The following is a 20,996-nucleotide window of genomic DNA, read 5'->3' as shown; positions in this document are numbered from 1 at the left end:
CATGAGCTTTGATCGTGGAACATTCGGCTTGGGGAAGCTCGGTCGGGGGAAACTCGCCGCGGCGCTCGCCGGGGCCGCCTTGATCACAGGCGCGGCGGGCTGCGGCAACGACACCCCTCCGCCAGCGGGAGGCGCCCCGACTCCGAGCCCCGCCTCCGCGCCGAGCGCCCCGCCCGCGACCACGTCGAGCGCGCCAGTTTCGTCGAGCTCCGCCGAGGGCGAGGGCGGCGACGACAGCTCTGACTCCAGCGGCACGTCGACAAACGGCTCCACGAGTTCGACGCACAGCACATCGACGACCTCCTCCAGCGCGGAGACGCCTTCGGAGACTCCGACGGGGTCCAGCCAGCCCGCCGACATCACGTGCGCCACGTTCAACTCGTTGGGCGCGGGCAGCCAGCGCGACACCCTGTCCAGGATCGCCAAGGCCAACCCGGGCAGCCCGCTGGAGAAATACCCGGACGCCTATGTGAACGACGTGCGCGCCACATGCTCGCAGCCGGGCCAAGAGGGCACGAAAGTCCTCAGCGTCCTCGCGCTCGACGGCACGAAATACACGGCCCAGTAAGTCGCCCGGGGCCTACGAGGCCCTGGTGCTGGCACGGCTGCCGGTGTATTTCTCCGCCCAGCCGCTGACCTTGTCGACAAGCGCGTCCACCGTGATACCGGCCTCTTCGAGCACCTGCGCCCGCGTGCCGTGGGCGTAGAACCGCTGCGGCAGGGCGATGTCCCGGCACGGGACGTCCACGTCGCGGGCGCGCAGCGTCTGCGAGAGCGTCGAGCCGACCCCGCCGCGCTCCCCGCTGTCCTCCAACGTCACCACCACCGCGTGCTCGGCCGCGAGTTCGAGCACCGACTCGGGCAGCGGCAGCACCCAGCGCGGGTCCACCACGGTCACGCCGAAGCCTTTCTCCCGCAGCGCCTTGGCGATCTGGAGGGAGAGCTGCGCGAACGCGCCGACCGAGACGAGCAAGACGTCGTTGCGGCCCGCCTGGTCCTCGTCGAGCACATCCGCGCCGTCCGCGAGCCTGCGCACAGCCGGGACGTCCGAGGGGACCTGCCCTTTCGGGAAGCGCAGCGCGGTCGGGCCGTCTGCCGTGTCGAGCGCCTCGCCGAGCTCCTCGCGCAGCCTCGCCCCGTCCCGTGGCGCGGCGGCCCGGAGCCCCGGCACGATGGAGAGGATCGAGAAGTCCCACATCCCGTTGTGGCTCGCGCCGTCGTCGCCGGTGACCCCCGCCCGGTCGAGCACCAACGTCACCGGCAGCTTGAGCAGCGCGACATCCATGAGCAACTGGTCGAAAGCCCGGTTGAGGAACGTCGAGTACACCGCGACCACCGGATGCTGCCCGCCGAGCGCGAGCCCGGCCGCAGAGGTCACCGCGTGCTGCTCGGCGATCCCCACGTCGAACATCCGGTCCGGGAACCGCTCGCCGAACGCTTTCAGCCCGGTCGGCCCCGGCATCGCGGCCGTGATCGCGACCAATTCCTCCCGCCGCTCCCCCTGCGCCACAAGCTCTTGGGAGAAGACGCTTGTCCAACCCGGCTTCGCGGGGACGAGCGCGCGGCCTGCCACCGGATCGATCGCCCCGATGGCGTGCATCTGCTCGTCCTCGTCCGCCTCGGCCGGGGCGAAGCCCTTCCCCTTCTGGGTCAGCGCGTGCACGATCACCGGGCCGCCGAAACGCTTGGCGCGGCGCAACGCCTCCTCGAGCGCGGGCTCGTCGTGCCCGTCGATCGGCCCGAGGTATTTGATCCCGAGGTCGGAGAAGAGCGCCTGCGGGCTCACTGCGTCCTTCACGCCGGTCTTCACCGCGTGGATGAACCGGTACGCCGTCTCCCCGACCAAGGGGACGCGGCGCAGCGCCTCGCGCCCGCCGCGCAGGATCTGCTCGTACTCCGGCTGCAGCCGCAACGCCGTGAGCCGTTCCGCGAGCCCGCCGATCGTCGGCGAGTACGAGCGCCCGTTGTCGTTCACCACGACCACCACAGAGCGCCCCGACGAAGCGATGTTGTTGAGGGCCTCCCAGCACATCCCGCCGGTGAGCGCCCCGTCCCCAACGACCGCGACCACCGAGCGCCCCTCGCCCCGCCCGCCCGTGGCACGAGCGCCCAGCTCGAAGGCCTTCGCGAGGCCGTCGGCGTAGGACAGCGCGGCGGAGGCGTGCGAGGACTCGGCCCAGTCGTGCTCGCTCTCGGCCCGGTCCGGGTACCCGGACAGCCCCCCGCGCTTGCGGAGCCGGTCGAAGCCCCCCGCACGCCCGGTCAGCAGCTTGTGCACATAGCTCTGGTGCCCGGTGTCGAAAACGATGGCGTCGTTCGGCGACTCGAATACCCGGTGCAGGGCCACGGTCAGCTCCACAACGCCGAGGTTCGGCCCGAGGTGCCCCCCGGTCGCGCACACTTTCTCGATGAGGAATTCTCGGATCTCGCCGATCAATCGCGTCACCTGGCTCGGGGAGAGCGCGCGCAGATCGCTCGGGGAAGCTATCGAGCTGAGCATCCGCCCAGTCTACGCCACCGGCTTGCCGCCGGGCCCGCTCGTCAGACCACGGCGGAGCGCTCCGGGGGCGAGCCCGAGGGTGTCGTCCCGTTTGCGCCGCTCGGAAGAATGCAGCTGCCACGGCACCGAGGTGACCATCACGCCGGGCTCGAAGAGCAGGGCGCCTTTCAGGCGCAGCGCGCTCTGGTTGTGCAGCAGCTGCTCCCACCAATGGCCGACCACGTACTCGGGGATGAAGACGCTCACCACCTCCCTCGGCGAGTCCCGGCGCAGCCTGCGCACGTAGTCCAGCACCGGCCGGGTCACCTCGCGGTACGGGGAGGCGATCACCTTCAGCGGCACCTCGATGCCGCTCTCCTCCCACGCCTCCACGAGCAAGTGGGTGTCTTTGTCGTCCACGTTGACGGTGATCGCCTCGAGCGTGTCCGGGCGGGTGGCCTTCGCGTAGGCGAGCGCCCGCATCGTGGGCAGGTGGACTTTCGAGACCAGCACCAGCGTGTGGCTGCGGCTCGGGAGGACCTTGCTCAGCTCCTGCGCGGCGAGCTCCTCGCCCACCGAGTCGTAGTGCTTCCGGATCAGCCGCATCACCACGAAGATGACCGACATCGCGAGGATCGCGATCCACGCCCCGGCGAAGAACTTCGTGACCAGCACCACGACGAGCACGAAACCGGTCATCACGAGGCCGATCGCGTTGATGAGCCTCGAACGCACCATCTTCTGGCGCGCGCCAGGGTCGGCCTCGGTCTTCAGCAGCCTCGTCCAGTGCCGGATCATGCCGGTCTGGCTGAAGGTGAAGGAGACGAAGACGCCGACGATGTAGAGCTGGATGAGCGAGGTCACTTGGGCGTGGAAGCTGATCACGAACGCCGCCGCCGCGACCGCGAGGAACCCGATGCCGTTGGAGAAAGCGAGCCGGTCGCCCCTGGTGTGGAACTGCCTCGGCAGATAGCTGTGCTGGGCGAGCACGGAGCCGAGCACCGGGAACCCGTTGAACGCCGTGTTCGCCGCCAGGGCCAGGATGAGGGCGGTCACCACGGCCACGAAGTAGAAGCCCGCCGGGAAGTCCGCGAACACCGCCTGCGCGAGCTGCGCGATCACCGTCTTCTGCTGGTAGTCGGCGGGGGCCCCGACCAACTGCTGCGCCGACTCCGCGTAGTGCACCCCGGTCTTGATCGACAGGACCAGGATGCCGAGGAAGAGCACGACCGCGACCGAGCCGAGCAGGAGCAAGGTGGTCGCGGCGTTCTTCGACTTCGGCTTGCGGAAGGCGGGGACGCCGTTGCTGATCGCCTCGACGCCGGTCAACGCCGCGCAGCCGGAGGAGAAGGCTCGGGCGATGAGGAACACGAACGCCGCCTGCGTCATCTGGGAATGCTCCGCCAAGAGGCCGAAGTCCGCCGACTCGGCCTTCACCGAGTGCCCCGTCGCCAACTGTGCGAACCCCCATCCGAGCATGACCAGGATCGCGCCGATGAACGCGTATGTGGGGATGGCGAAGGCCGTGCCGGACTCGCGCACCCCGCGCAGGTTCATCGCGGTGAGCAAGACGATGAGGACGACCGAGGTCAAAACCCTGTTCTGGTCGATGAACGGCACGGCAGAGCCGATGTTCTCCACGGCCGAGGAGATGGAGACCGCCACGGTGAGCACGTAGTCGACCATGAGCGCGCTGGCCACCACGAGGCCGGGGGTGTCGCCCAAGTTCGTGGTGACCACCTCGAAGTCGCCGCCACCGGACGGGTAGGCGTGCACGTTCTGCCGGTAGCTCGCCACCACGACCGCGAGGACGAACGCCACCGCGAGGCCGATCCACGGCGCGTGCGCGTACACCCCCAGCCCTGCCGTCGACAGGACCAGGAACACCTCTTGCGGGGCGTACGCCACCGAGGACATCGCGTCGGAGGCGAACACCGCGAGCGCGATGCGTTTGGGCAGCAGCGTGTGGCTGAGCTTGTCGCTGCGGAAGGGCCGCCCCAGTACCAATCGTTTGACGGCTCCTGAAAGCGTCGACGTCACCGCCAAACCGGGCCTCCTCAGGCTTGTTCGTGGCACGGGCTTCTGGCGCAGCCCGTGGCCTCTAGGAATAGTAAGGTAGCCTCTGGTCGTGCGTGTAGTAGTCATGGGCTGTGGCCGAGTCGGAGCCTCCCTCTCCCTCGCCCTCGTCAAACTCGGCCACGAGGTCGCGGTGATCGACCGCGACCCGACCGCGTTCCACCGCCTCGGCCCGGACTTCCCCGGCGAATGCGTCCTCGGGCAGGGCTTCGACCGGGACGTGCTGCTGCGTTCGGGCGTGAAGAAGGCGGACGCCTTCGCGGCGGTGTCCTCGGGAGACAACTCGAACATCATCTCCGCCCGGGTCTGCAAAGAGATCTTCGACGTGCCGAAAGTGGTGGCGCGGATCTACGACCACAAGCGCGCGAAAGTCTACGAGCGGCTCGGTATTCCGACGGTGACCACCGTGCCGTGGGCCACCGAGCGTTTCTTGTTCGCCATCACCGAGGCCAGCGAGATCACGACATGGCGCGACCCGTCCGGCGGCATCGAGGTCACCGCGCTGCCCCGCCACGAGCAGTGGGCCGGGAAAGCGGTGAAGCGCTTCGAGGAGGCGACCTCGTCGCGGGTGGTGTTCCTGCACCGCTTCGGCGAGGCGATCCTGCCGACCGGAAAGACCATCTTGCAGGACGAAGACGTGGTGTACGCCGCCGTGCGAGTCGGCGAGCTGCCCAAAGCCCTCGCCATCGCGAGCGCGGAGCCGAAAGAGGAGGACCTGTGAGGGTCGCGATTGCAGGCGCGGGCGCCGTGGGCCGGTCCATCGCGCGGGAGCTGATCCAGCACGAGCTCGAAGTGCTGCTCATCGAGCGCGATCCCAGCCATATCGACCAGGAGTCCGTGCCCCAGGCCAGCTGGATGCAGGCGGACGCGTGCGAGCTCAAGCATCTCGAAGCCGCCGGTTTGGAGAACTACTCCGTCGTGGTCGCCGCGACCGGGGACGACAAGGCCAACTTGGTGGTCAGCCTGCTCGCGAAGACCGAGTTCGCCGTGCCCCGCGTCGTCGCGCGGGTGAACGACCCCCGCAACGAGTGGCTGTTCAACGACTCCTGGGGCGTGGACGTGGCCGTGTCGACGCCCCGCATGCTCGCCGCGCTCGTGGACGAGGCTGTGTCGGTCGGCGACTTGGTGCGCCTGATGACCTTCCGCCAGGGCAAGGCGAACCTCGTAGAGCTGACGCTGCCGCAGAGCACGCCGTGGGCGGGCAAATCCGTCCGCCAGCTCACCCTTCCCAGGGACACCGCGCTGGTGGCGATCCTGCGTGGGGAGCGCGTCATCGTGCCCTTGGCCGAGGACCCGCTCGAAGGCGGCGACGAGCTGGTGTTCATCGCCCTGCCAGAGGTCGAGGGCGAGCTGCGCGACATCCTGGAGTCTTAGGCTTCAGGATCTGCGGGATCAGGCTTCTTCGAGCAACTCGTACAGCGCTAGTCGGGACACTCCGGCCTCGTTCCTCAGCCTGCGCGTCCTAGGGTATTACGAGCCCGTCAACCTGCGGGATCAGGCTTCTTCGAGCAACTCGTAATACGGGTTGTACATGACCTTCCGACCGCTCTCCTTGCAGCCGAGGCGGCCCTTGACGGAGATCGAGCGGCCCACTTCGAGGCCGGGGATCCGAGTGCGGCCGATCCACACCAAGGAGACGGTGTCCGTGCCGTCGAAGAACTCCGCGTGCACGCCGACGTTCAAGCTCTTCGGGCAGTTCGAGACGCTGCGCAACTCGCCGACGAGGGTCACGAGCGCGCCCGGGGAGCACTCGCCCGCCCGGTCGGCTCCGAGCGCGCGGGCCTCTTCGCGGATCTCCTCGTCGTCGAACTCGCTCGGGTCCGCGGTGAGCTTCCTCGCCAGTTGTTTGAAGTACTGAGTTGCACTTGCCACACCGCCACAGTAGACCTCTTTCCCGTCCAATGCCACTCGCCCCCCGCGAGCCTTCGACAATGGCCCCGATGACATTATCGAGAGCACTGTGCCTCTGTTGAAAACCGTCGCGTCCGTGGTCGTCGCCCTGCCGGGCGCGGGGTCGGACGCCGCGTTCATGGCGGAAGTCTTCGGGCCCGCCGCCGCAGCGCTCGGCCTGCCGCTCATCCCTGTCGACCCGGATCCGAGGGCGGTGCGGGCCAGTTACGAACAGGCGCTCGACGCTGCCGTCCAGGACGCGGGCCCCGTGATCGTGTGCGGCTTCTCCATCGGCTCGCATATCGGCGCGCAATGGGCGAGCGAGCATCAGGACCAGTGCGCGGGCGTGCTCGCCTGCCTGCCCGCCTGGCTGGGCGACCCGGCTGGCGCGGCAGCCGCGGAGAACGCGAAGCACACCGCGAAGCTGCTGCGCGAGCAGGGCCTCGGGCCGATCCTCGCGGACATGCGCGCGGGAAGCCCCGGCTGGGTCGCCGAACGGCTCGCCCGCTCGTGGACGGCGCAATGGCCCGGCTTGCCGGACGCCTTCGAAGAAATCGGCAAGACGGCGCTGCCGACCGAAGCGGCGCTGGCGGCGCTTCGGATCCCGGTCGTCCTCGGCGCGGTGCGCGGCGACCCGATCCACCCGGTCCAAGCGGCTCGCCGCTGGCTGGGCGCGCTGGCGAAAGGGACCTTGGTCGAGCTCGATTTCGCCGAGGTCGGCGCGGACCCGTCCCGGCTCGGCCACGCGGTGTTCGACGCGTTCGCGGAGCTCGCCGCCTAGGGCTGCAGGGCCCGGAGCTGCTGCATGGCGGACCCTTTTGCTCCCGGCTCGCCGGGATCGGGGAAACGCGGCCGGAACGGCTCCGGCTCGGCCGCGCCCGGCTCGTGCGGGACGAGGTCGGCCCGCTCCCAGTCCCCGAGCCCCCCGGGATCGACGATCCGCAACGGCAACAACGCCTTCGCGGGCTGCGGCTCGTCGCCCCGGCGCACCTCGGTTCCGGCCAGCACCTCGTGGATGAAGCCGGTGAGCATCTCGGCGTGTTTGGCCGGTCCGGCCGCGACGGCGACGAGGGTCCAGCGGCCTCCGTCCCGCCCGACGAGCCTTCGGCACGTGCTGCCGTGCGTCGCGGCAAGCTCGCGCCCCCACGGCCCGTCTTCGAAAGCGAGCTGCAGACCCGCCGCGTGCAGCTCGTCCGCGAGTTCGGCGAGCATCGCGCGCCACTGCCCGGCGAGGCCCTCCCCGCCCGCCGCGTCGGCGTAGCGCTGCCTCGGCGCCGCATGCGCGCGCACCTCGACCTCGCCGAACGGGCAGAGCAAGGCCGCCGCGAGGAGCGCGTCGCCGGGGCCGAACGCAAGCCGCAGCCTGCTGCCCTCTGGGACATACAAGACAATCGACCCCAGATCGACTTTCGTCGCGCCCAGATGGCGATCTGCTGCGTTATCGTCGCCTCGTGTACCCATACCGCCTCCGTACACGTCGGCTCCTGCTGCCCTGCATCTCATCCATCTGGACTGCGACGACCCTCACAGCGCCGCGTGCCCTCCGGAGGAGCCGTACCCCCCGGAGCCGCGCGTCGTCTCGTCCAGCGAGTCGACTTCTCGGAAGACCGGCAGCTCGACGCGCTGGACGAGCAGCTGGGCGATCCGGTCGCCGCGTTTGATCTCGATAGGGGCGAGCGGATCGTGGTTGACCAGGCAGACTTTGATCTCGCCCCGGTAGCCCGCGTCGATCGTGCCCGGCGTGTTCACGATGGACAGGCCGACCCTGGCGGCCAGCCCGGAGCGCGGATGCACCAACCCGACGTAGCCGACCGGTATCGCGACAGCGATCCCGGTGCCGACGATCCCGCGTTCGCCCACGCCGAGCACGATGTCCGCGACCGCGCGCAAATCGACGCCCGCGTCCCCTGGGTGCGCCCGTTCCGGAGGGTCGAGCCCAGGGTCGAGGCGCACGAACGCCACCGTGTCGAGAGAGCCGTCATTGGGTGAAACCACGCTCAGAGACTACCGTGCTTCTCATGGCGTATCGCGAACAGCTTTCAGTGCCCTGGTGGTGGTGGCCGCTGGGCATCTCCGTCTCCGGGTCTATCGCTTACACCGTGAGCTTGGCCTTCCGGCCCTTCCCCTACTGGATCCCCGCCCTGGTGTGCGCGGCCCTCGCGGCGCTCGCGTTGTTCTGGCTCTCCCGAAACCAGGTGGAGGTCGACGACGACGGCGAGCTGCGAGTGGGCGAGGCGCACATCCCCCTCTCGGCCACGAGCCGCTGCGCGGTGATCGGCCCGAAGGAGAAATCCGCCGCGCTCGGCAGACAGCTCGACCCTGCGGCGTTCGTCTGGCACCGGGCCTGGGTCCCCTCCCTCGTCCTCGTGGTGATCGACGACCCCGAGGACCCGACGCCCTACTGGCTCTTCTCCAGCGCCGACCCGCAGAAGATGGTCGCCGTCATCGAGCGCTGGCAGAACAAGCGCCAGCCCTCTCCTGGAGCATCAGAGGCCTAGGCGCAGTCGATGCAAATAAGCTCGCTGCCGTCCTCATGCGCCAGCCTGCTGCGGTGGTACACCAAGAAGCAGCTGGTGCAGGTGAACTCGTCCGCTTGTTTGGGGAGGACTCTGACAGAGAGCTCCTCCCCGGAAAGATCTGCGCCGGGCAGCTCGAAGGCGTCGAGGGGATCGCCGTCGTCGATGTCGACGAGCTCGGACTGTCCGTCATGGCGACGGGAGGTCAGCTCTTCGAGCGAGTCCTCGACGAGGTCGTCGGCCTCTGTGCGCCGGGGTGCGTCGTAGTCAGTGGCCATAATCTTTGTGCCTACTCCGTTCCTGGATGATCCCTGGGGCTGCAAGAGTGTACATGATTCTGAGGGCTTTATCAGAAGTGCTGATGAACGACAGGAGAAGACCGGATAATCTGATGGTCCGAGCTTGACGACAAAGCAGGAAAGGCTTCCGCAATTGGTATCTCTGATCACCGCCGGGTCGGCGACAAACCCGAAGGGCGAACCATGGCCCCTTCGGCGGCCGACGCCCTACTACATCGTCGTCGGGGTCTTGGCCGTGGCCGCGCTCATCGCATGGATCGTCGTCTGGCCGAAGAGCGAGTCCGGGCCGAGCACTGACTGCGGGCAACCGCCCGCCGGGGAGAACGTGCCCGCCCAATGGGTGAAGGCCAGCCGGGAGCAAATGCTGAAAGCCGAGCCCGCCGCGCTCGCCGACGTCCGGGTCCGGGTGCTCAACGCCAATGGGGCCGACCAACAGGCGAGCCGCGTCTCCGGCGAGCTCAACGGGCTCGGCTTCCGAAGCACGGCCGACAACGACTCGGTGTACACCGAGCACAAAATGTCCTGCTTCGCGCAGATCCGCTTCGGCCCGTCCGGCCAGAAGCAGGCCGCGTCCGTGTGGCTGACAGTCCCCTGCGCCGAGCTCATCCGGGACGAGCGCGACAACGACTCGATCGACCTCGCCCTCGGCACGGGATTCCACACCCTGAACCACAACGCGTCGAGCCGTTCGGTCCTCCAGGCGCTCCGCAAGGGCGACCCTGTCGATCCGAACACGATCAGCGCCCTCCACACCCCGACCTGTTAGGCGATCGGCCCCAGGAAGCCCAGTTCTTCGAGGACTGCGCTGAGCTCGTGGTAGACCTTCGGGGTCGCGACCAGGACGAGCTCGCCCTGCGGGGACCGGGCCGAAGTCGGCGGGACCCGCACCAAAGCGCCCGCCTCTTCCGCGATCAGCCCGCCAGCGGCGAAATCCCACGGGTTCAGGCCGTGCTCGACATGCGCGTCCAAGCTGCCCGCCGCCACCAGGCACAGGTCCAGAGCCGCCGCGCCGATCCTGCGCAGGTCGCGCACGACCGGCAGCAACGAGCCCGCCAGCCGCGCTTGGGCGATCCTCCGCTCGGCCTGGTAGCCGAACCCGGTGGAGACGAGCGCCATGCCGACCGACTCCGTCTCGGAGACCCGCAGCTCCTTGGAGCCGTGGTCTGGCCGCCACACCGTGGCGCCCTCGCCGCGCGCCGCCGAGTACACCCAGCCCTGCGGCACGTCCACGACAGCGCCCGCGACGGTCTTCCCGTCCACTTGGGCCGCGATGGACACCGCGTACGCGGGCACGCCGTACAGGAAGTTGACGGTGCCGTCGATCGGGTCCACAACCCAGACGACCCCGGTCTCGGACGCGGGTTCGGTGTTCCCGGTCGCCTCCTCGCCGAGGAACCCGTCGCCGGGCCTGAGCCGCGCGAGCGACTCGCGGATCAACGTCTCGGATTCGACGTCGACAATCGTCACCGGGTCCGTCTCGCTCGTCTTCGACCGCACCGAGTCCCCGTCTGCGCGGCGGTCGCTCGGGGAGGCGAAGACTTCCGTCCGGCGCTTGCGGATCATTTCGGCCGCAGAAGTCGCGACGTCGCACGCGAGAGCGCGCAGCAGGGCATAATCTGAGACGGGCGCCGGAGCGCTTGCTTCTGTGCTGGGCTGTGCTGGCATAGTGCCCATCGCAGCACAAACGCCCCGTGCCCGCCACCGGACCGCGCGCGGGACAGCGTGAAGATTGCGTCAAGACCAATCTCAAGACCGAGGAGCAAACAACCTATGAGCGACGTTGCGGCTACCACAGACTCCTCAGGCCAGAAGGGGTTTGGCATCGATATCGGCGGCAGCGGCGTCAAGGGCGGCGTCGTCGACCTGGCCAGTGGCGAGCTTCTCACCGACCGGATCAAGTACGACACGCCACAGCCCTCCACTCCCGAGGCCGTCGCGGAGGTGGTCGCGAAGATCGTCGACGAAGCGGGCTGGGACGGCCCCGTCGGCATCACCTATCCCGGCGTGGTGCGCGACGGGAAGATCCTCACCGCCGCGAACGTCGACCAGGGCTGGATCGGGACGGACGCCGCAGAGCTTTTCGCGAAGGCGCTCGGCGGACGCCCTGTGGCCGTCCTCAACGACGCGGACGCGGCGGCGATCGCCGAAGACCGGTTCGGCGCGGCCAAGGACTCCCAGGGCACGGTGCTGCTCTTGACCTTCGGCACGGGCATCGGATCGGGCCTTTTGCGCGGCGGGGTGCTCGTCCCCAACACCGAGCTCGGGCATTTGAAGATCGGCAAAGCCGAGGCCGAGCACATGGCCTCGTCCCACGCGAAAGACCGGGACGAGTTGAGCTACCCGGAGTGGGCCAAGCGGGTCTCTGTCGTGCTGGAGGAGCTCGAGTCCCTCCTCTGGCCGGACGTTTTCGTGGTCGGCGGCGGGATCAGCCGCAAGGCCGACAAATGGGTGCCGCTGCTGACCTGCCGGACCCCGGTCGTCCCCGCCGTCTTGCGCAACTCGGCGGGCATCGTCGGGGCGGCCCATGCGATTGCGGCAGGCGCACAGCCCTAACCGGGTTACAATGGTTCGCGTCACTGTAGAAAGCTAGAAAGGGTCCCGTGGTAGCCACTCAACAGCGCCGAGGAGCCGCTCCCGCGTCGAAAGAAGACGGCCGACTCGAAGCTGGAGCCGCGGCCGCTCCACCCGCCCGCGCGCGTCGGACCACGAAAAAGACCGCCGAAGCAGGCGCGTCCCCCGCTGCGAAAAAGGCCCCCGCCAAAGGCAAGGGCGCCCGTTCCGGCGGCGAGGACGAGCCCTCGCTCGACGAGCTTGAGCCGGTCGACATCGACATCGACATCGCGCTCGACGACGAAGCCATCGTCGAAGAGGGGGACGACGAGTTCGAAAGCGACGAGAGCTCCGAAGGAGAAGGGGCCGGGAGCTCCGAAGCCGCCGCCAAAGAGAGCCCCGACAGCGCGAGCCCGGAGCGGACGTCCGGGGACTTCGTCTGGGACGAGGACGAGTCCGAGGCCCTGCGCCAAGCCCGGAAGAACGCCGAGCTCACCGCCTCCGCCGACTCTGTGCGCGCGTACCTCAAGCAGATCGGCAAGGTCGCGCTCCTCAACGCCGAGCAGGAAGTGGAGCTCGCCAAGCGGATCGAAGCCGGGCTCTACGCCCAGGAGCGGCTGCGCGTCGCGACCGAGGAGGGCGACCGGCTGCCCACCACCACGCGCCGGGATCTGAACTGGGTCATCCGCGACGGGAACCGCGCCAAGAACCACCTCTTGGAGGCGAACCTCCGCCTCGTGGTCTCGCTCGCCAAGCGCTACACCGGTCGCGGCATGGCGTTCTTGGACCTGATCCAGGAGGGCAACCTCGGCCTCATCCGCGCCGTGGAGAAGTTCGACTACTCCAAGGGCTACAAGTTCTCCACGTATGCGACGTGGTGGATCCGACAGGCCATCACCCGCGCCATGGCCGACCAGGCCCGCACGATCCGCATTCCCGTGCACATGGTCGAAGTCATCAACAAGCTGGGCCGCATCCAGCGCGAGCTGCTCCAAGACCTCGGCCGCGAGCCCACCCCCGAGGAGCTCGGCCGGGAGATGGACATCCCGCCGGAGAAGGTGCTGGAGATCCAGCAGTACGCCCGCGAGCCCATTTCCCTGGACCAGACCATCGGCGACGAGGGCGACAGCCAGCTCGGCGACTTCATCGAGGACTCCGAGGCCGTCGTCGCGGTCGACGCGGTGAGCTTCACCCTGCTGCAAGACCAGCTCCAAGCGGTGCTGGAGACCCTCTCCGAGCGCGAGGCCGGAGTCGTGCGGATGCGATTCGGCCTCACCGACGGGCAGCCTCGCACGCTCGACGAGATCGGCCAGGTCTACGGCGTCACCCGCGAGCGGATCCGGCAGATCGAGTCGAAGACGATGTCGAAGCTGCGCCACCCGTCGCGCTCCCAGGTGCTGCGAGACTACCTCGACTGAGGCGGCCTCTGGCATAGTGTCCCCCATGGCTCGAGCGCGCACCGGTCCGATTCGGGCGGTCGTGTCGGGTATTCGGAATTCGGCGCGCACTCTGGGCCGAAGCCTCGCAATGAGCTGGGAGCACTCGATCTTCGCGGAGTCCGCCGGAGCGGCCTTCTGGCAGATCCTCTCCCTCCCGCCGATGTTCCTCGGGCTCTTGGGCACCTTGGGCTACGTCTGCCCGTGGTTCGGCCCCGACGTGCTCGAAGACGTGCAGCACAAGATCCTCGCGTTCGCCCAGCAGGCGCTGAGCCAGCAGCTCGTCAACGAGGTGATCCGTCCGACCTTGCTCGCGGTGACCGCGCGCGGCCGGGAGGAGGTGGTCTCGTTCAGCTTCCTCTTGTCGCTCTGGGCGGGCTCCTCGGCTATTTCCGCGTTCGTCGACTCCATCGTGCGCGCGCACGGCCAGACCGAGCTGCGCCACCCTGTCCGGCAACGCATTTTCGCGCTCGGGCTCTATATCGTCTTCCTCTCCTGCGCGATGCTCGCGCTGCCGCTCTTGTCGGTCACCCCGCACCAGGTCACCACGCACCTGCCAAGCGAGACGCACCCGGTGCTCAGCGAGCTGTACAACAACCTGTACGGGCCTGCTCTGTTCGTTGGCGTGACGCTCTTCCTGTCCTGGTTCTACCGCATCGCGCTGCCCGTCCCGCCCACGTGGTGGCGGTTGATCCCCGGCGCGGTGCTGGCCGTGATGCTCTTCCTGGCCGGGCGCTCGGGCCTTTTGTGGTACCTCAACTGGGTCACCTCGACGGGCTACACGTACGGAGCGCTCGCCACCCCCATCGCCATGCTGCTGCTGGCCTTCTTCATCGCCATGTCGGTCATCTTCGGCGCAGAGCTCAACTCCACCATCGAGCACTACTGGCCGACGCGGCGCAAGGAAAAGGAAGAGGGCCTGTTCAAGGGCTCGGTGTCCGCCGCCATCAGCCAGGCCACCGCGACCTTGGGCCGCGCGGTCGACGACGTGCTGCCCAACGGCTCCCGCAAGGGCTCCGCCGAGAAAGAGAAAGAAACAACCTAGCCGCAACCTACGGGTTGAGCGAGCCGATCAGGTCGTACATCTCCTTGCAGCGCGGGCAGACCGGGGAGTTCGGCTTCGGGGCCTTGGTCACGGTGAAGATCTCGCCGCAGAGCGCCTCGACGACCGTGCCCATGACCGCGCTCTCCACGATCTTCGCCTTCTTCACGTAGTGGAAGAATTTCGGGCGGTCGGAATCGACGTCCTCGTCGACGCCGACATCAGGCCGCTCGACCGTCTGCGTGTCGGCAAGGCCGACCCTCGTTTGGCTCAATCTCATGGGTGCAAGTCTACGCCTGAGGCGTAGACTTGAGCTATGGCGCAACGCCCCGAGCCGTCCCTGATCACCGAGGCAGAACCCTCGTTTGAGGATCAGCATCGCGCTCGCGTCCGGAAGTACACGATCATGATGTCGTTCCGGATCCCCTTGTTCATCCTCGCCACACTGGCGTACGCCGCGCTGCACAACGGGATCTTGGCGATGGCGATCCTCGCCGCTTCGATCCCGTTGCCCTGGATGGCCGTGCTCATCGCCAACGACCGCCCGCCCAAAGCCAAGGAGAGCACACACCTGCTCGCTCCGGGGAGAAATCTCAAGCCGCTCGAAGAGGGCTCGGCCGGCCATGATCGACCGACACTCGAATTGTGACCTAGGACACGAAACATTTCTCGCCTCTGACACGTTAAACCCTGTAAGCCGTCCGAGAGAGGAAGGTCAGCAACATGGCAAACGCTGTCAAATCGGCATCAAAAACGACATCGGCAAGCTTCGGCGCGACACCAACGAGGCGAGGCGCGAAGCGCCAAGGCCCGGTCGGGATCAAGCCTGTGGGCAACGCCCCGGAAGAGGGAGCCGCAGAGACGGACTCCCTCGTTTCGAACGAAGAGCCCGCCGAGTCCCCGGAGGCGCCGTCCCCTTTCAGTGAGCGTCTGCCGGAGGGCGACCTCGACACGCAGAGCCCTGCGGCAGACCTGGTCAGGGTGTACCTCAACGGCATCGGGCGCACCGCGCTGCTCACTGCCGAGAACGAGGTGCAGCTCGCCAAGAGCATCGAGATCGGCCTGTACGCGGAGCACCTGCTGAACACCGCGCAAGGCCTGACCCCGCAACGCAAGCGCGACCTGAAAACGGTCGTGCGCGACGGGCGGGCCGCGCGCACGCATCTGCTCGAGGCGAACTTGCGGCTGGTGGTGTCCCTCGCCAAGCGGTACACCGGGCGAGGAATCCCCCTCCTCGACCTGATCCAAGAGGGCAACCTCGGCCTTATCAGGGCCATGGAGAAGTTCGACTACTCGAAGGGCTTCAAGTTCTCCACCTACGCGACGTGGTGGATCCGACAGGCCATCACCAGGGGCGTGGCGGACCAAAGCCGGACGATCCGGCTCCCCGTCCACTTGGTGGAGCAGGTCAACAAGCTCTCCAGGGTCAAGCGCGAGCTGCACCAGCAGCTCGGCCGCGAGGCGACGAGCGAGGAGCTCTCGCGCGAGACCGGCATCCCCGAGCACCGCATCGCCGACCTCCTCGACCACAGCAGGGACCCGGTGAGCTTGGACATGCCGGTCGGCGCGGACGAAGAGGCCCCGCTCGGCGACTTCATCGAAGACTCCGAAGGGGCTTCTGCGGAGAACGCCGTGATCGCAGGCTTCCTGCACCGCGACGTCCGCACCGTGCTGGCCACGCTCAACGAGGTCGAGCAGCAGGTTATCCGGCTGCGCTACGGCCTTGACGACGGGCAGCCCCGGACTCTCGATCAAATCGGCAAGATTTTCAGCCTGTCCAGGGAGCGCGTCCGTCAGATCGAGCGCGAAGTGATGGTGAAGCTGCGCAACGGCGAGCGAGCCGAGCGCCTCCGTTCCTACGCGAGCTAACATAGTCCGTATGAACGATCTCGTCGACACGACGGAGATGTACCTCCGCACCATCTATGATCTCGAGGAAGAGGGCATCCCTCCGCTGCGGGCGCGTATCGCGGACCGCCTCGAGCAGAGCGGCCCGACGGTGAGCCAGACGGTCTCACGGATGGAGCGGGACGGGCTGCTGGTCATCCGGGACGACCGACGGCTGGAGCTGACCGAGAAGGGCCGGATCCGGGCCGTGGCGGTCATGCGCAAGCACCGCCTGGCCGAGCGGCTGCTCGTCGACGTCATCGGGCTCAAGTGGGAGCACGCGCACGCAGAGGCATGCCGCTGGGAGCACGTGATGAGCGACGAGGTGGAGCGCCGCCTCGTCGAAGTGCTGGGCCACCCGGTGAGCTCGCCGTACGGGAACCCCATCCCCGGTCTCACGGAGCTCGGCGAGAACGCCGAGGCCAAGAACGAGGACGAGGGGCTGACCCGCCTCAGCGAGCTGCCGAAGGGCGGCCCGATCCCCGTTGTGATCCGCCGTCTCGCCGAGCATGTCCAGGCGGACGTCGACCTCATCGCCCAGTTCCGCCGGGCCGGGGCCGTCCCCGACGCGAAGGTCACCGCCGAAGTGCGCGGCCAAGCCGTGATCATCGGCGTGCCCGGCCATGAGAGCGTGGAGATCCCCCACGACCTGGCACACGCGGTCCAGGTCGAAAAGGTGTAGTCCGGGCTTCTAGCCCGAATCCTGGACCAACGTCCGCAAGGCCTCCGGTCGCACTCCGGCGAAGAGGCAGGCCTCCAGCAGTTGGGCCAGCTCGTGCGCGGGGTCCGCGACAAGCGCCTCCTCAAGCGCGACCCTCGCCGCAGCGCCTCTGCCCCTGGCGTACCAGGCGAGCGCGAGGAGGGCGGCCGCTTCCGCCCGCGCGTCGTCCGGGAGCATCGGAACAAGCCGGGACCAGAGCAGCTCGGCGCCGCTAGGCTCAGGCCCCGTGGCGGCTTCGACTGTCGCCGAGACCAGGCGGTCCCGCGTCTCCCTCGTCCGAAGCGCCACGGCGAAACGCGCCGCCCGCCCTGGATCGAGCGTGGCGAAGAGCCCCGCTCGCCCGATCGCTTCGAATATCTCCCGCTCTGCCGCCGCCACGGCTCGCCCCGACCCGCCGAGACCACGCGCCGCATGCCTGACGGCTGCGCGATCGAGGGGGTTCGCCCGCAGCAGCTCCCGCAGCTGTTCGCGGCTCGACGCGATCACATCGCCGCGCAGGGCGCCGACGACATGGGCAAGGTCGGCGCGGGGGTCCGCGACCGTCCCCTGCGCCCAAGGGCCCAGCAGAGCCCGCCACAAGGCGCCGCCCGATGTCGACGGAGCCCAGAACGCGGCGGACAGCCGCGCACCGAGCGGCAGCGCGGACTGCGCGAACCGCGCGCACAACGCCGTCCGGTCCGCGTCTGCGCCGCTCCCTCCGAGGACGACGAGGACGCAGTCGGCCTCCGTCCCCGCCGCGAGCGCGAGAAGAGGCCGGATGCGCGCGAACACCTCCTCGTCGAGCCCGTCGAGATCGACGCGCAGCACATGGCCGACCCGCGCGGCGGACGGCCAGCCGGAGACCGTCAGAGCCACCAGCGAGTCGTCCGGGACGAAGCCGAGCAGCGCCGGAAGCGCTGCGATCAGACCGCCCGGCCCGGTCGAGAAGACTCCCGCGCCGTCCTGCGGTGTGTTCCATCCTGTGGTCATACCTGCAGGATCGGCCCGACCACCGACAATGCCACCGGCTTTCTGATCGATCGGGAAAATTGTGGAAATCAGTTTTTTCCCGGTGGATAACCGATGGGTTTATTCTGGAGAGACAATGAACCAAGACCCAGCGCAGCTGTACCAGATCGAGCCCGAAGATCCGGCAAACCCATGGTCCCACCACGGCGGTCTTGTCCTCGTCCACGCGCTGGAAGGCTTCCTCGACGCAGGACAGGCCCCCAAGCTCGCCGCCGCCCATCTCGTGGAGTCGCTGCCTGCGACCATGCTCGCGACGTTCGACATCGACGTCTTGTTGGACTACCGGTCTCGCCGTCCCCCGCTCAAATTCGCCAAGAACAGCTTCGCGCACTACGAGGAGCCCACATTACGGCTGTACGGGCTCACGGATTCGAACGGAACGCCGTTCCTCCTCCTCTCGGGGCTCGAACCGGACCTCATGTGGGAAAGATTCGTGGCGGCGGTCGAGGAAGTCGCACGACATTTCGGCGTGACGCGCAGCATCGGCCTCTCCGCCCTCTCGATGACCGTGCCGCACACCCGCCCTCCGATCGTCATGGCGCATTCCCTCGACCCGGTGCTCATCGCGGACCACCGCAAATACGACGGCGAGGCCTTGATCTCCGGGAGCGCGGCCGCTTTGCTCGAACTCAGGCTCGCGCAACACGGCATCCCCTCGCTCGGCTTCACCGCGTACGTGCCGCACTACCTCACCAATGCGGGCTACCCCGCCTCCGCGCTCGGCCTGCTCGAACAAGTCACGCAGAACAGCGGGCTCGTCTTCCCGTTGGACGCCCTCCACGAGGCGGTCAAAACGACGCATGGGCAAATCGATGAGCAAGTCAGCGCCAGCGACGAAGTGCAGCGGGCCATCACCTCGCTGGAAGACCAGTACGACGGCTACTCGCAGAGCGCAGAGGACGAGCTGCCGCCCCTGAGCGACCTCGAAGAGCTGCCGAGCGCCGAAGAGCTCGGCGCCCAATTCGAACGCTTCCTCGCGACCCGCCCAGAGTCCGCGCCTGGCGAGGACGACGACTAGTTGCCGCGCGACTTCTGGTGCTCGCGCAGCTCGCGGATAGCGGCTTCGAAATCGGCGGCCGAGTCGAACGAGCGGTAGACGGAGGCGAACCGCAAATACGCCACCTCGTCGAGATCGCGCAGCGGGCCGAGTATCGCCAGACCGATCTCATTGCTGGGCACCTCCGCCGCGCCCCCCGAGCGGACGGCGTCTTCGACGTCTCTGGCGAGCTTGAGGAGCGCGTCCTCGTCGACGTCGCGCCCCTGGCAGGCCCGTCGCACCCCTTTGATCACCTTTTCATGGCTGAACGGCTCGGCAATGCCATTGCGCTTGACGACCGAGAGCACGGCGGACTCGACCGTGGTGAACCGTCTGCCGCAGTCCGGGCACGAACGACGCCTGCGTATGCTCCGGCCTTCGTCTGCGACCCGCGAATCCATCACCCTCGTGTCTGGGTGTTTACAAAACGGGCAGTGCATGGCCTGAGATGGTGTGGAAGCCGACATGTCCCGTCATGCCTCCACAATAACGGCCCCGCTTGGGCGGTCACTCGCGGCCCGGCCCTTCTGCGCCGTCGGCCTGCGCGGCCAGCCCCGACGCGTGCACTGCGGCTTCTTGTTGTTCGGAGACGCCCGAGACCGCCGACTGCCGCCACGAGCCGAGCAGGAGCACCCCGAAGGCGATGGCGACGAGGAGCATGGCGGTGAGGAGCGCGGAAGCGCCGCTCACCCGGGGCAAGTCCGGCTGGACGGTTTTGATTCGCGCGCGGTCGCAGCTCGGCTTGCCGACCGGAGCGCCTTTGGGCGAAACGTGCCGGACTCCGCTGGTCAACGCGGTGTTCGAGCACACCCGTCCGGCGGCAAGCTTCCGGGGGGCGACTCGGTCTCGTCGGGAAGCAGTCATAACCTGGCTCATCAAAAGCTCCTCTCTAAACGAACGCGTATTCGATGAACGCGCATAATGGATGTATAGCACGGAGGACCGACAAAAACCCCGACACTAGCGAACACGTGTTTGAAAAATGAATGCCAATCCGTTATAGTCGGCGGGGACGGAAGCTGGCCGGAGAGCCCGGCCTCTTTGGACAAGGAGTCGCCGCCAGGGGGCACAACCCCGAGAAAAACTGACCCGGAGAGGGACTGCCGCACCGCGAATCGATCACGGCGAAAGGGAGAATCCCCACTTCCGGGACACGACAAGAAAGGTTGCCATGCCATCCTCGAGCCGTTCGGCCAAAACCACTGAAGCCAAAGCCAAAACTGGCGGCAGGCCTTTGGGCAGACCCAAAGGGTCCGTCACGAAAGTGAAAAAAGACACATCCGCCGCCGGGGGCGAAAGCGGCTCGTCGGAGCTCGCCCCCCTCTCCGAGGTGCAGGTGACCCCGCTCCCCCCCGAGCTCAGCCCGAGGCAGCAAGAGATCCTGGAGATCATCCGCTCCTCCATCCGAGAGCGTGGATTCCCCCCGAGCATCCGGGAGATCGGGGAGGCCGCCGGACTCGCCTCGACCTCCTCGGTGGCCCACCAATTGCGGTCCTTGCAGCAGAAGGGCTACCTGCGCCGTGAGGCGAACCGCCCGCGCGCGGTGGACACGCGCCAGCTCATCGCCACCAGCGGCGAGCTGACGCCTGCGGGCGAGGAGAAGCCGGAGCAGCCGAACCCCACCGCCGTCCTGGTCCCGCTCGTCGGCCGGATCGCGGCAGGCGCGCCGGTCTTGGCCGAGGAGCACGTCGAGGACCTCTTCCCGCTCCCCCGCGAGCTGGTCGGCACCGAAGCCGCCTTCCTGCTGTCCGTGACCGGAGACTCCATGGTCGAGGCAGGCATCCACGACGGCGACTGGGTCGTCGTCCGCCCGACCAAGACCCCGGTGTACGACGGAGAGATCATCGCCGCCCTTTTCGAGGACGAGGCGACCGTGAAGACGCTGCGCAGGCACGGACGAGAGATCTGGCTCCACCCGGAGAACAAGGCCTACCAGCCGTTCCGTGGCGAGAAGGCGAAGGTCCTCGGCAAGGTGATCGCGGTGCTCCGCAAGCTCACCCCCATGCTGTAGCCACGACCGCGAAAGATGCTGTGGGGCCCCGTCCGGCTGGACGGG

The 20,996-nt window shown here is 68.1% G+C and carries 25 protein-coding genes; 14 read left to right on the top strand and 11 right to left on the bottom strand.

The window, feature by feature from the left end:
* Position 1: 1 nt before the first annotated feature.
* Complete coding sequence (locus ACRC20_RS10050) at positions 2 to 568, top strand: hypothetical protein (protein ID WP_438686236.1); 567 nt, start codon at positions 2 to 4, stop codon at positions 566 to 568.
* Between the two features lie 12 nt (positions 569 to 580).
* On the opposite strand, the gene dxs is transcribed toward ACRC20_RS10050, so the two are convergent.
* Together dxs and ACRC20_RS10040 are read right to left on the bottom strand one after the other, a co-directional pair.
* The gene (dxs, locus tag ACRC20_RS10045) at positions 581 to 2,500 is read right to left on the bottom strand and encodes a 1-deoxy-D-xylulose-5-phosphate synthase (protein ID WP_438686235.1); all 1,920 of its coding nucleotides are present in this window, start codon (positions 2,498 to 2,500) and stop codon (positions 581 to 583) included.
* A 9-nt stretch (positions 2,501 to 2,509) separates the two neighbouring features.
* Positions 2,510 to 4,525 (bottom strand): APC family permease, encoded by a 2,016-nt coding sequence (locus tag ACRC20_RS10040; protein ID WP_438686234.1) that lies wholly within the window; start codon positions 4,523 to 4,525, stop codon positions 2,510 to 2,512.
* A gap of 82 nt (positions 4,526 to 4,607) precedes the next feature.
* On the opposite strand from ACRC20_RS10040, the gene ACRC20_RS10035 reads away from it, so the two are divergent.
* Together ACRC20_RS10035 and ACRC20_RS10030 are read left to right on the top strand one after the other, a co-directional pair.
* A complete protein-coding gene (locus tag ACRC20_RS10035; RefSeq protein WP_438686233.1) occupies positions 4,608 to 5,276 on the top strand; it encodes a potassium channel family protein in 669 nt (222 codons plus the stop codon).
* Positions 5,273 to 5,929, top strand: a complete 657-nt coding sequence (locus ACRC20_RS10030; protein WP_438686232.1) for a potassium channel family protein — start codon at positions 5,273 to 5,275, stop codon at positions 5,927 to 5,929. The genes ACRC20_RS10035 and ACRC20_RS10030 overlap by 4 nt, the downstream gene beginning before the upstream one ends.
* Positions 5,930 to 6,049: 120 nt before the next feature.
* On the opposite strand, the gene ACRC20_RS10025 is transcribed toward ACRC20_RS10030, so the two are convergent.
* Positions 6,050 to 6,427 (bottom strand): OB-fold nucleic acid binding domain-containing protein, encoded by a 378-nt coding sequence (locus tag ACRC20_RS10025; protein WP_438686231.1) that lies wholly within the window; start codon positions 6,425 to 6,427, stop codon positions 6,050 to 6,052.
* Positions 6,428 to 6,515: 88 nt separating this feature from the next.
* Here ACRC20_RS10025 and ACRC20_RS10020 point away from each other — a divergent pair, with 88 nt between their 5' ends.
* Entirely contained in the window at positions 6,516 to 7,226 is a 711-nt protein-coding gene (locus ACRC20_RS10020; RefSeq protein ID WP_438686230.1) for an alpha/beta fold hydrolase, read from the top strand.
* On the opposite strand, the gene ACRC20_RS10015 is transcribed toward ACRC20_RS10020, so the two are convergent.
* Both ACRC20_RS10015 and dut read right to left on the bottom strand, forming a co-directional pair.
* Positions 7,223 to 7,906: a DUF3710 domain-containing protein gene (locus ACRC20_RS10015; protein WP_438686229.1), complete on the bottom strand. Its 684-nt coding sequence runs from the start codon at positions 7,904 to 7,906 to the stop codon at positions 7,223 to 7,225. The genes ACRC20_RS10020 and ACRC20_RS10015 overlap by 4 nt on opposite strands.
* A 63-nt stretch (positions 7,907 to 7,969) precedes the next feature.
* Complete coding sequence (gene dut, locus ACRC20_RS10010) at positions 7,970 to 8,440, bottom strand: dUTP diphosphatase (RefSeq protein WP_438686228.1); 471 nt, start codon at positions 8,438 to 8,440, stop codon at positions 7,970 to 7,972.
* Positions 8,441 to 8,463: 23 nt separating this feature from the next.
* Between dut and ACRC20_RS10005 the strand changes: the two genes are divergently transcribed.
* Positions 8,464 to 8,943, top strand: coding sequence for a DUF3093 domain-containing protein (locus tag ACRC20_RS10005; RefSeq protein WP_438686227.1), 480 nt, complete (start codon positions 8,464 to 8,466; stop codon positions 8,941 to 8,943).
* Here the strand turns inward: ACRC20_RS10005 and ACRC20_RS10000 are convergent.
* Positions 8,940 to 9,239 (bottom strand): DUF4193 domain-containing protein, encoded by a 300-nt coding sequence (locus ACRC20_RS10000; protein ID WP_438686226.1) that lies wholly within the window; start codon positions 9,237 to 9,239, stop codon positions 8,940 to 8,942. The genes ACRC20_RS10005 and ACRC20_RS10000 overlap by 4 nt on opposite strands.
* 154 nt (positions 9,240 to 9,393) lie before the next feature.
* On the opposite strand from ACRC20_RS10000, the gene cei reads away from it, so the two are divergent.
* Positions 9,394 to 10,026, top strand: a complete 633-nt coding sequence (gene cei, locus ACRC20_RS09995; RefSeq protein WP_438686225.1) for an envelope integrity protein Cei — start codon at positions 9,394 to 9,396, stop codon at positions 10,024 to 10,026.
* Here the strand turns inward: cei and ACRC20_RS09990 are convergent.
* The gene (locus ACRC20_RS09990; RefSeq protein ID WP_438686224.1) at positions 10,023 to 10,925 is read right to left on the bottom strand and encodes an inositol monophosphatase family protein; all 903 of its coding nucleotides are present in this window, start codon (positions 10,923 to 10,925) and stop codon (positions 10,023 to 10,025) included. The genes cei and ACRC20_RS09990 overlap by 4 nt on opposite strands.
* A gap of 105 nt (positions 10,926 to 11,030) precedes the next feature.
* Between ACRC20_RS09990 and ppgK the strand changes: the two genes are divergently transcribed.
* The 3 genes from ppgK to ACRC20_RS09975 all read left to right on the top strand — a co-directional run bounded on the left by ppgK (position 11,031) and on the right by ACRC20_RS09975 (position 14,291).
* Entirely contained in the window at positions 11,031 to 11,813 is a 783-nt protein-coding gene (gene ppgK / locus ACRC20_RS09985) for a polyphosphate--glucose phosphotransferase (protein ID WP_438686223.1), read from the top strand.
* Positions 11,814 to 11,860: 47 nt separating this feature from the next.
* The gene (locus ACRC20_RS09980; protein WP_438686222.1) at positions 11,861 to 13,228 is read left to right on the top strand and encodes an RNA polymerase sigma factor; all 1,368 of its coding nucleotides are present in this window, start codon (positions 11,861 to 11,863) and stop codon (positions 13,226 to 13,228) included.
* A gap of 109 nt (positions 13,229 to 13,337) precedes the next feature.
* A complete protein-coding gene (locus ACRC20_RS09975) occupies positions 13,338 to 14,291 on the top strand; it encodes a YihY/virulence factor BrkB family protein (protein ID WP_438686221.1) in 954 nt (317 codons plus the stop codon).
* A gap of 7 nt (positions 14,292 to 14,298) precedes the next feature.
* Here the strand turns inward: ACRC20_RS09975 and ACRC20_RS09970 are convergent, their stop codons facing one another.
* Positions 14,299 to 14,568, bottom strand: a complete 270-nt coding sequence (locus tag ACRC20_RS09970; protein WP_438686220.1) for a DUF3039 domain-containing protein — start codon at positions 14,566 to 14,568, stop codon at positions 14,299 to 14,301.
* Between the two features lie 36 nt (positions 14,569 to 14,604).
* Here ACRC20_RS09970 and ACRC20_RS09965 point away from each other — a divergent pair, with 36 nt between their 5' ends.
* The 3 genes from ACRC20_RS09965 (at position 14,605) to ACRC20_RS09955 (ending at position 16,857) form a co-directional block, all read left to right on the top strand.
* The gene (locus ACRC20_RS09965; protein ID WP_438686219.1) at positions 14,605 to 14,937 is read left to right on the top strand and encodes a DUF3099 domain-containing protein; all 333 of its coding nucleotides are present in this window, start codon (positions 14,605 to 14,607) and stop codon (positions 14,935 to 14,937) included.
* A 74-nt stretch (positions 14,938 to 15,011) separates the two neighbouring features.
* Positions 15,012 to 16,157, top strand: a complete 1,146-nt coding sequence (locus ACRC20_RS09960) for a sigma-70 family RNA polymerase sigma factor (protein ID WP_438686218.1) — start codon at positions 15,012 to 15,014, stop codon at positions 16,155 to 16,157.
* Between the two features lie 10 nt (positions 16,158 to 16,167).
* A complete protein-coding gene (locus ACRC20_RS09955) occupies positions 16,168 to 16,857 on the top strand; it encodes an iron dependent repressor, metal binding and dimerization domain protein (protein ID WP_438686217.1) in 690 nt (229 codons plus the stop codon).
* Positions 16,858 to 16,866: 9 nt separating this feature from the next.
* Here the strand turns inward: ACRC20_RS09955 and ACRC20_RS09950 are convergent, their stop codons facing one another.
* Positions 16,867 to 17,865: a DUF4192 domain-containing protein gene (locus ACRC20_RS09950; protein ID WP_438686216.1), complete on the bottom strand. Its 999-nt coding sequence runs from the start codon at positions 17,863 to 17,865 to the stop codon at positions 16,867 to 16,869.
* Between the two features lie 115 nt (positions 17,866 to 17,980).
* Here ACRC20_RS09950 and ACRC20_RS09945 point away from each other — a divergent pair, with 115 nt between their 5' ends.
* Complete coding sequence (locus ACRC20_RS09945) at positions 17,981 to 18,922, top strand: PAC2 family protein (RefSeq protein ID WP_438686215.1); 942 nt, start codon at positions 17,981 to 17,983, stop codon at positions 18,920 to 18,922.
* On the opposite strand, the gene nrdR is transcribed toward ACRC20_RS09945, so the two are convergent.
* On the bottom strand, positions 18,919 to 19,380 hold the full coding sequence (nrdR, locus tag ACRC20_RS09940) for a transcriptional regulator NrdR (RefSeq protein WP_438686214.1): 462 nt from the start codon (positions 19,378 to 19,380) through the stop codon (positions 18,919 to 18,921). The genes ACRC20_RS09945 and nrdR overlap by 4 nt on opposite strands.
* A gap of 67 nt (positions 19,381 to 19,447) precedes the next feature.
* Complete coding sequence (locus ACRC20_RS09935; RefSeq protein ID WP_438686213.1) at positions 19,448 to 19,816, bottom strand: hypothetical protein; 369 nt, start codon at positions 19,814 to 19,816, stop codon at positions 19,448 to 19,450.
* 388 nt (positions 19,817 to 20,204) lie between these two features.
* Between ACRC20_RS09935 and lexA the strand changes: the two genes are divergently transcribed.
* Complete coding sequence (gene lexA, locus ACRC20_RS09930) at positions 20,205 to 20,951, top strand: transcriptional repressor LexA (protein ID WP_438686212.1); 747 nt, start codon at positions 20,205 to 20,207, stop codon at positions 20,949 to 20,951.
* Positions 20,952 to 20,996 lie beyond the last annotated feature (45 nt).

Origin of the sequence: Segniliparus sp. (assembly GCF_051660745.1) — a bacterium.
Classification (GTDB): domain Bacteria; phylum Actinomycetota; class Actinomycetes; order Mycobacteriales; family Mycobacteriaceae; genus Segniliparus.
The sequence above is the reverse complement of the archived record's forward strand: the minus strand, read 5'-3'. Positions and strand labels throughout refer to the sequence as shown.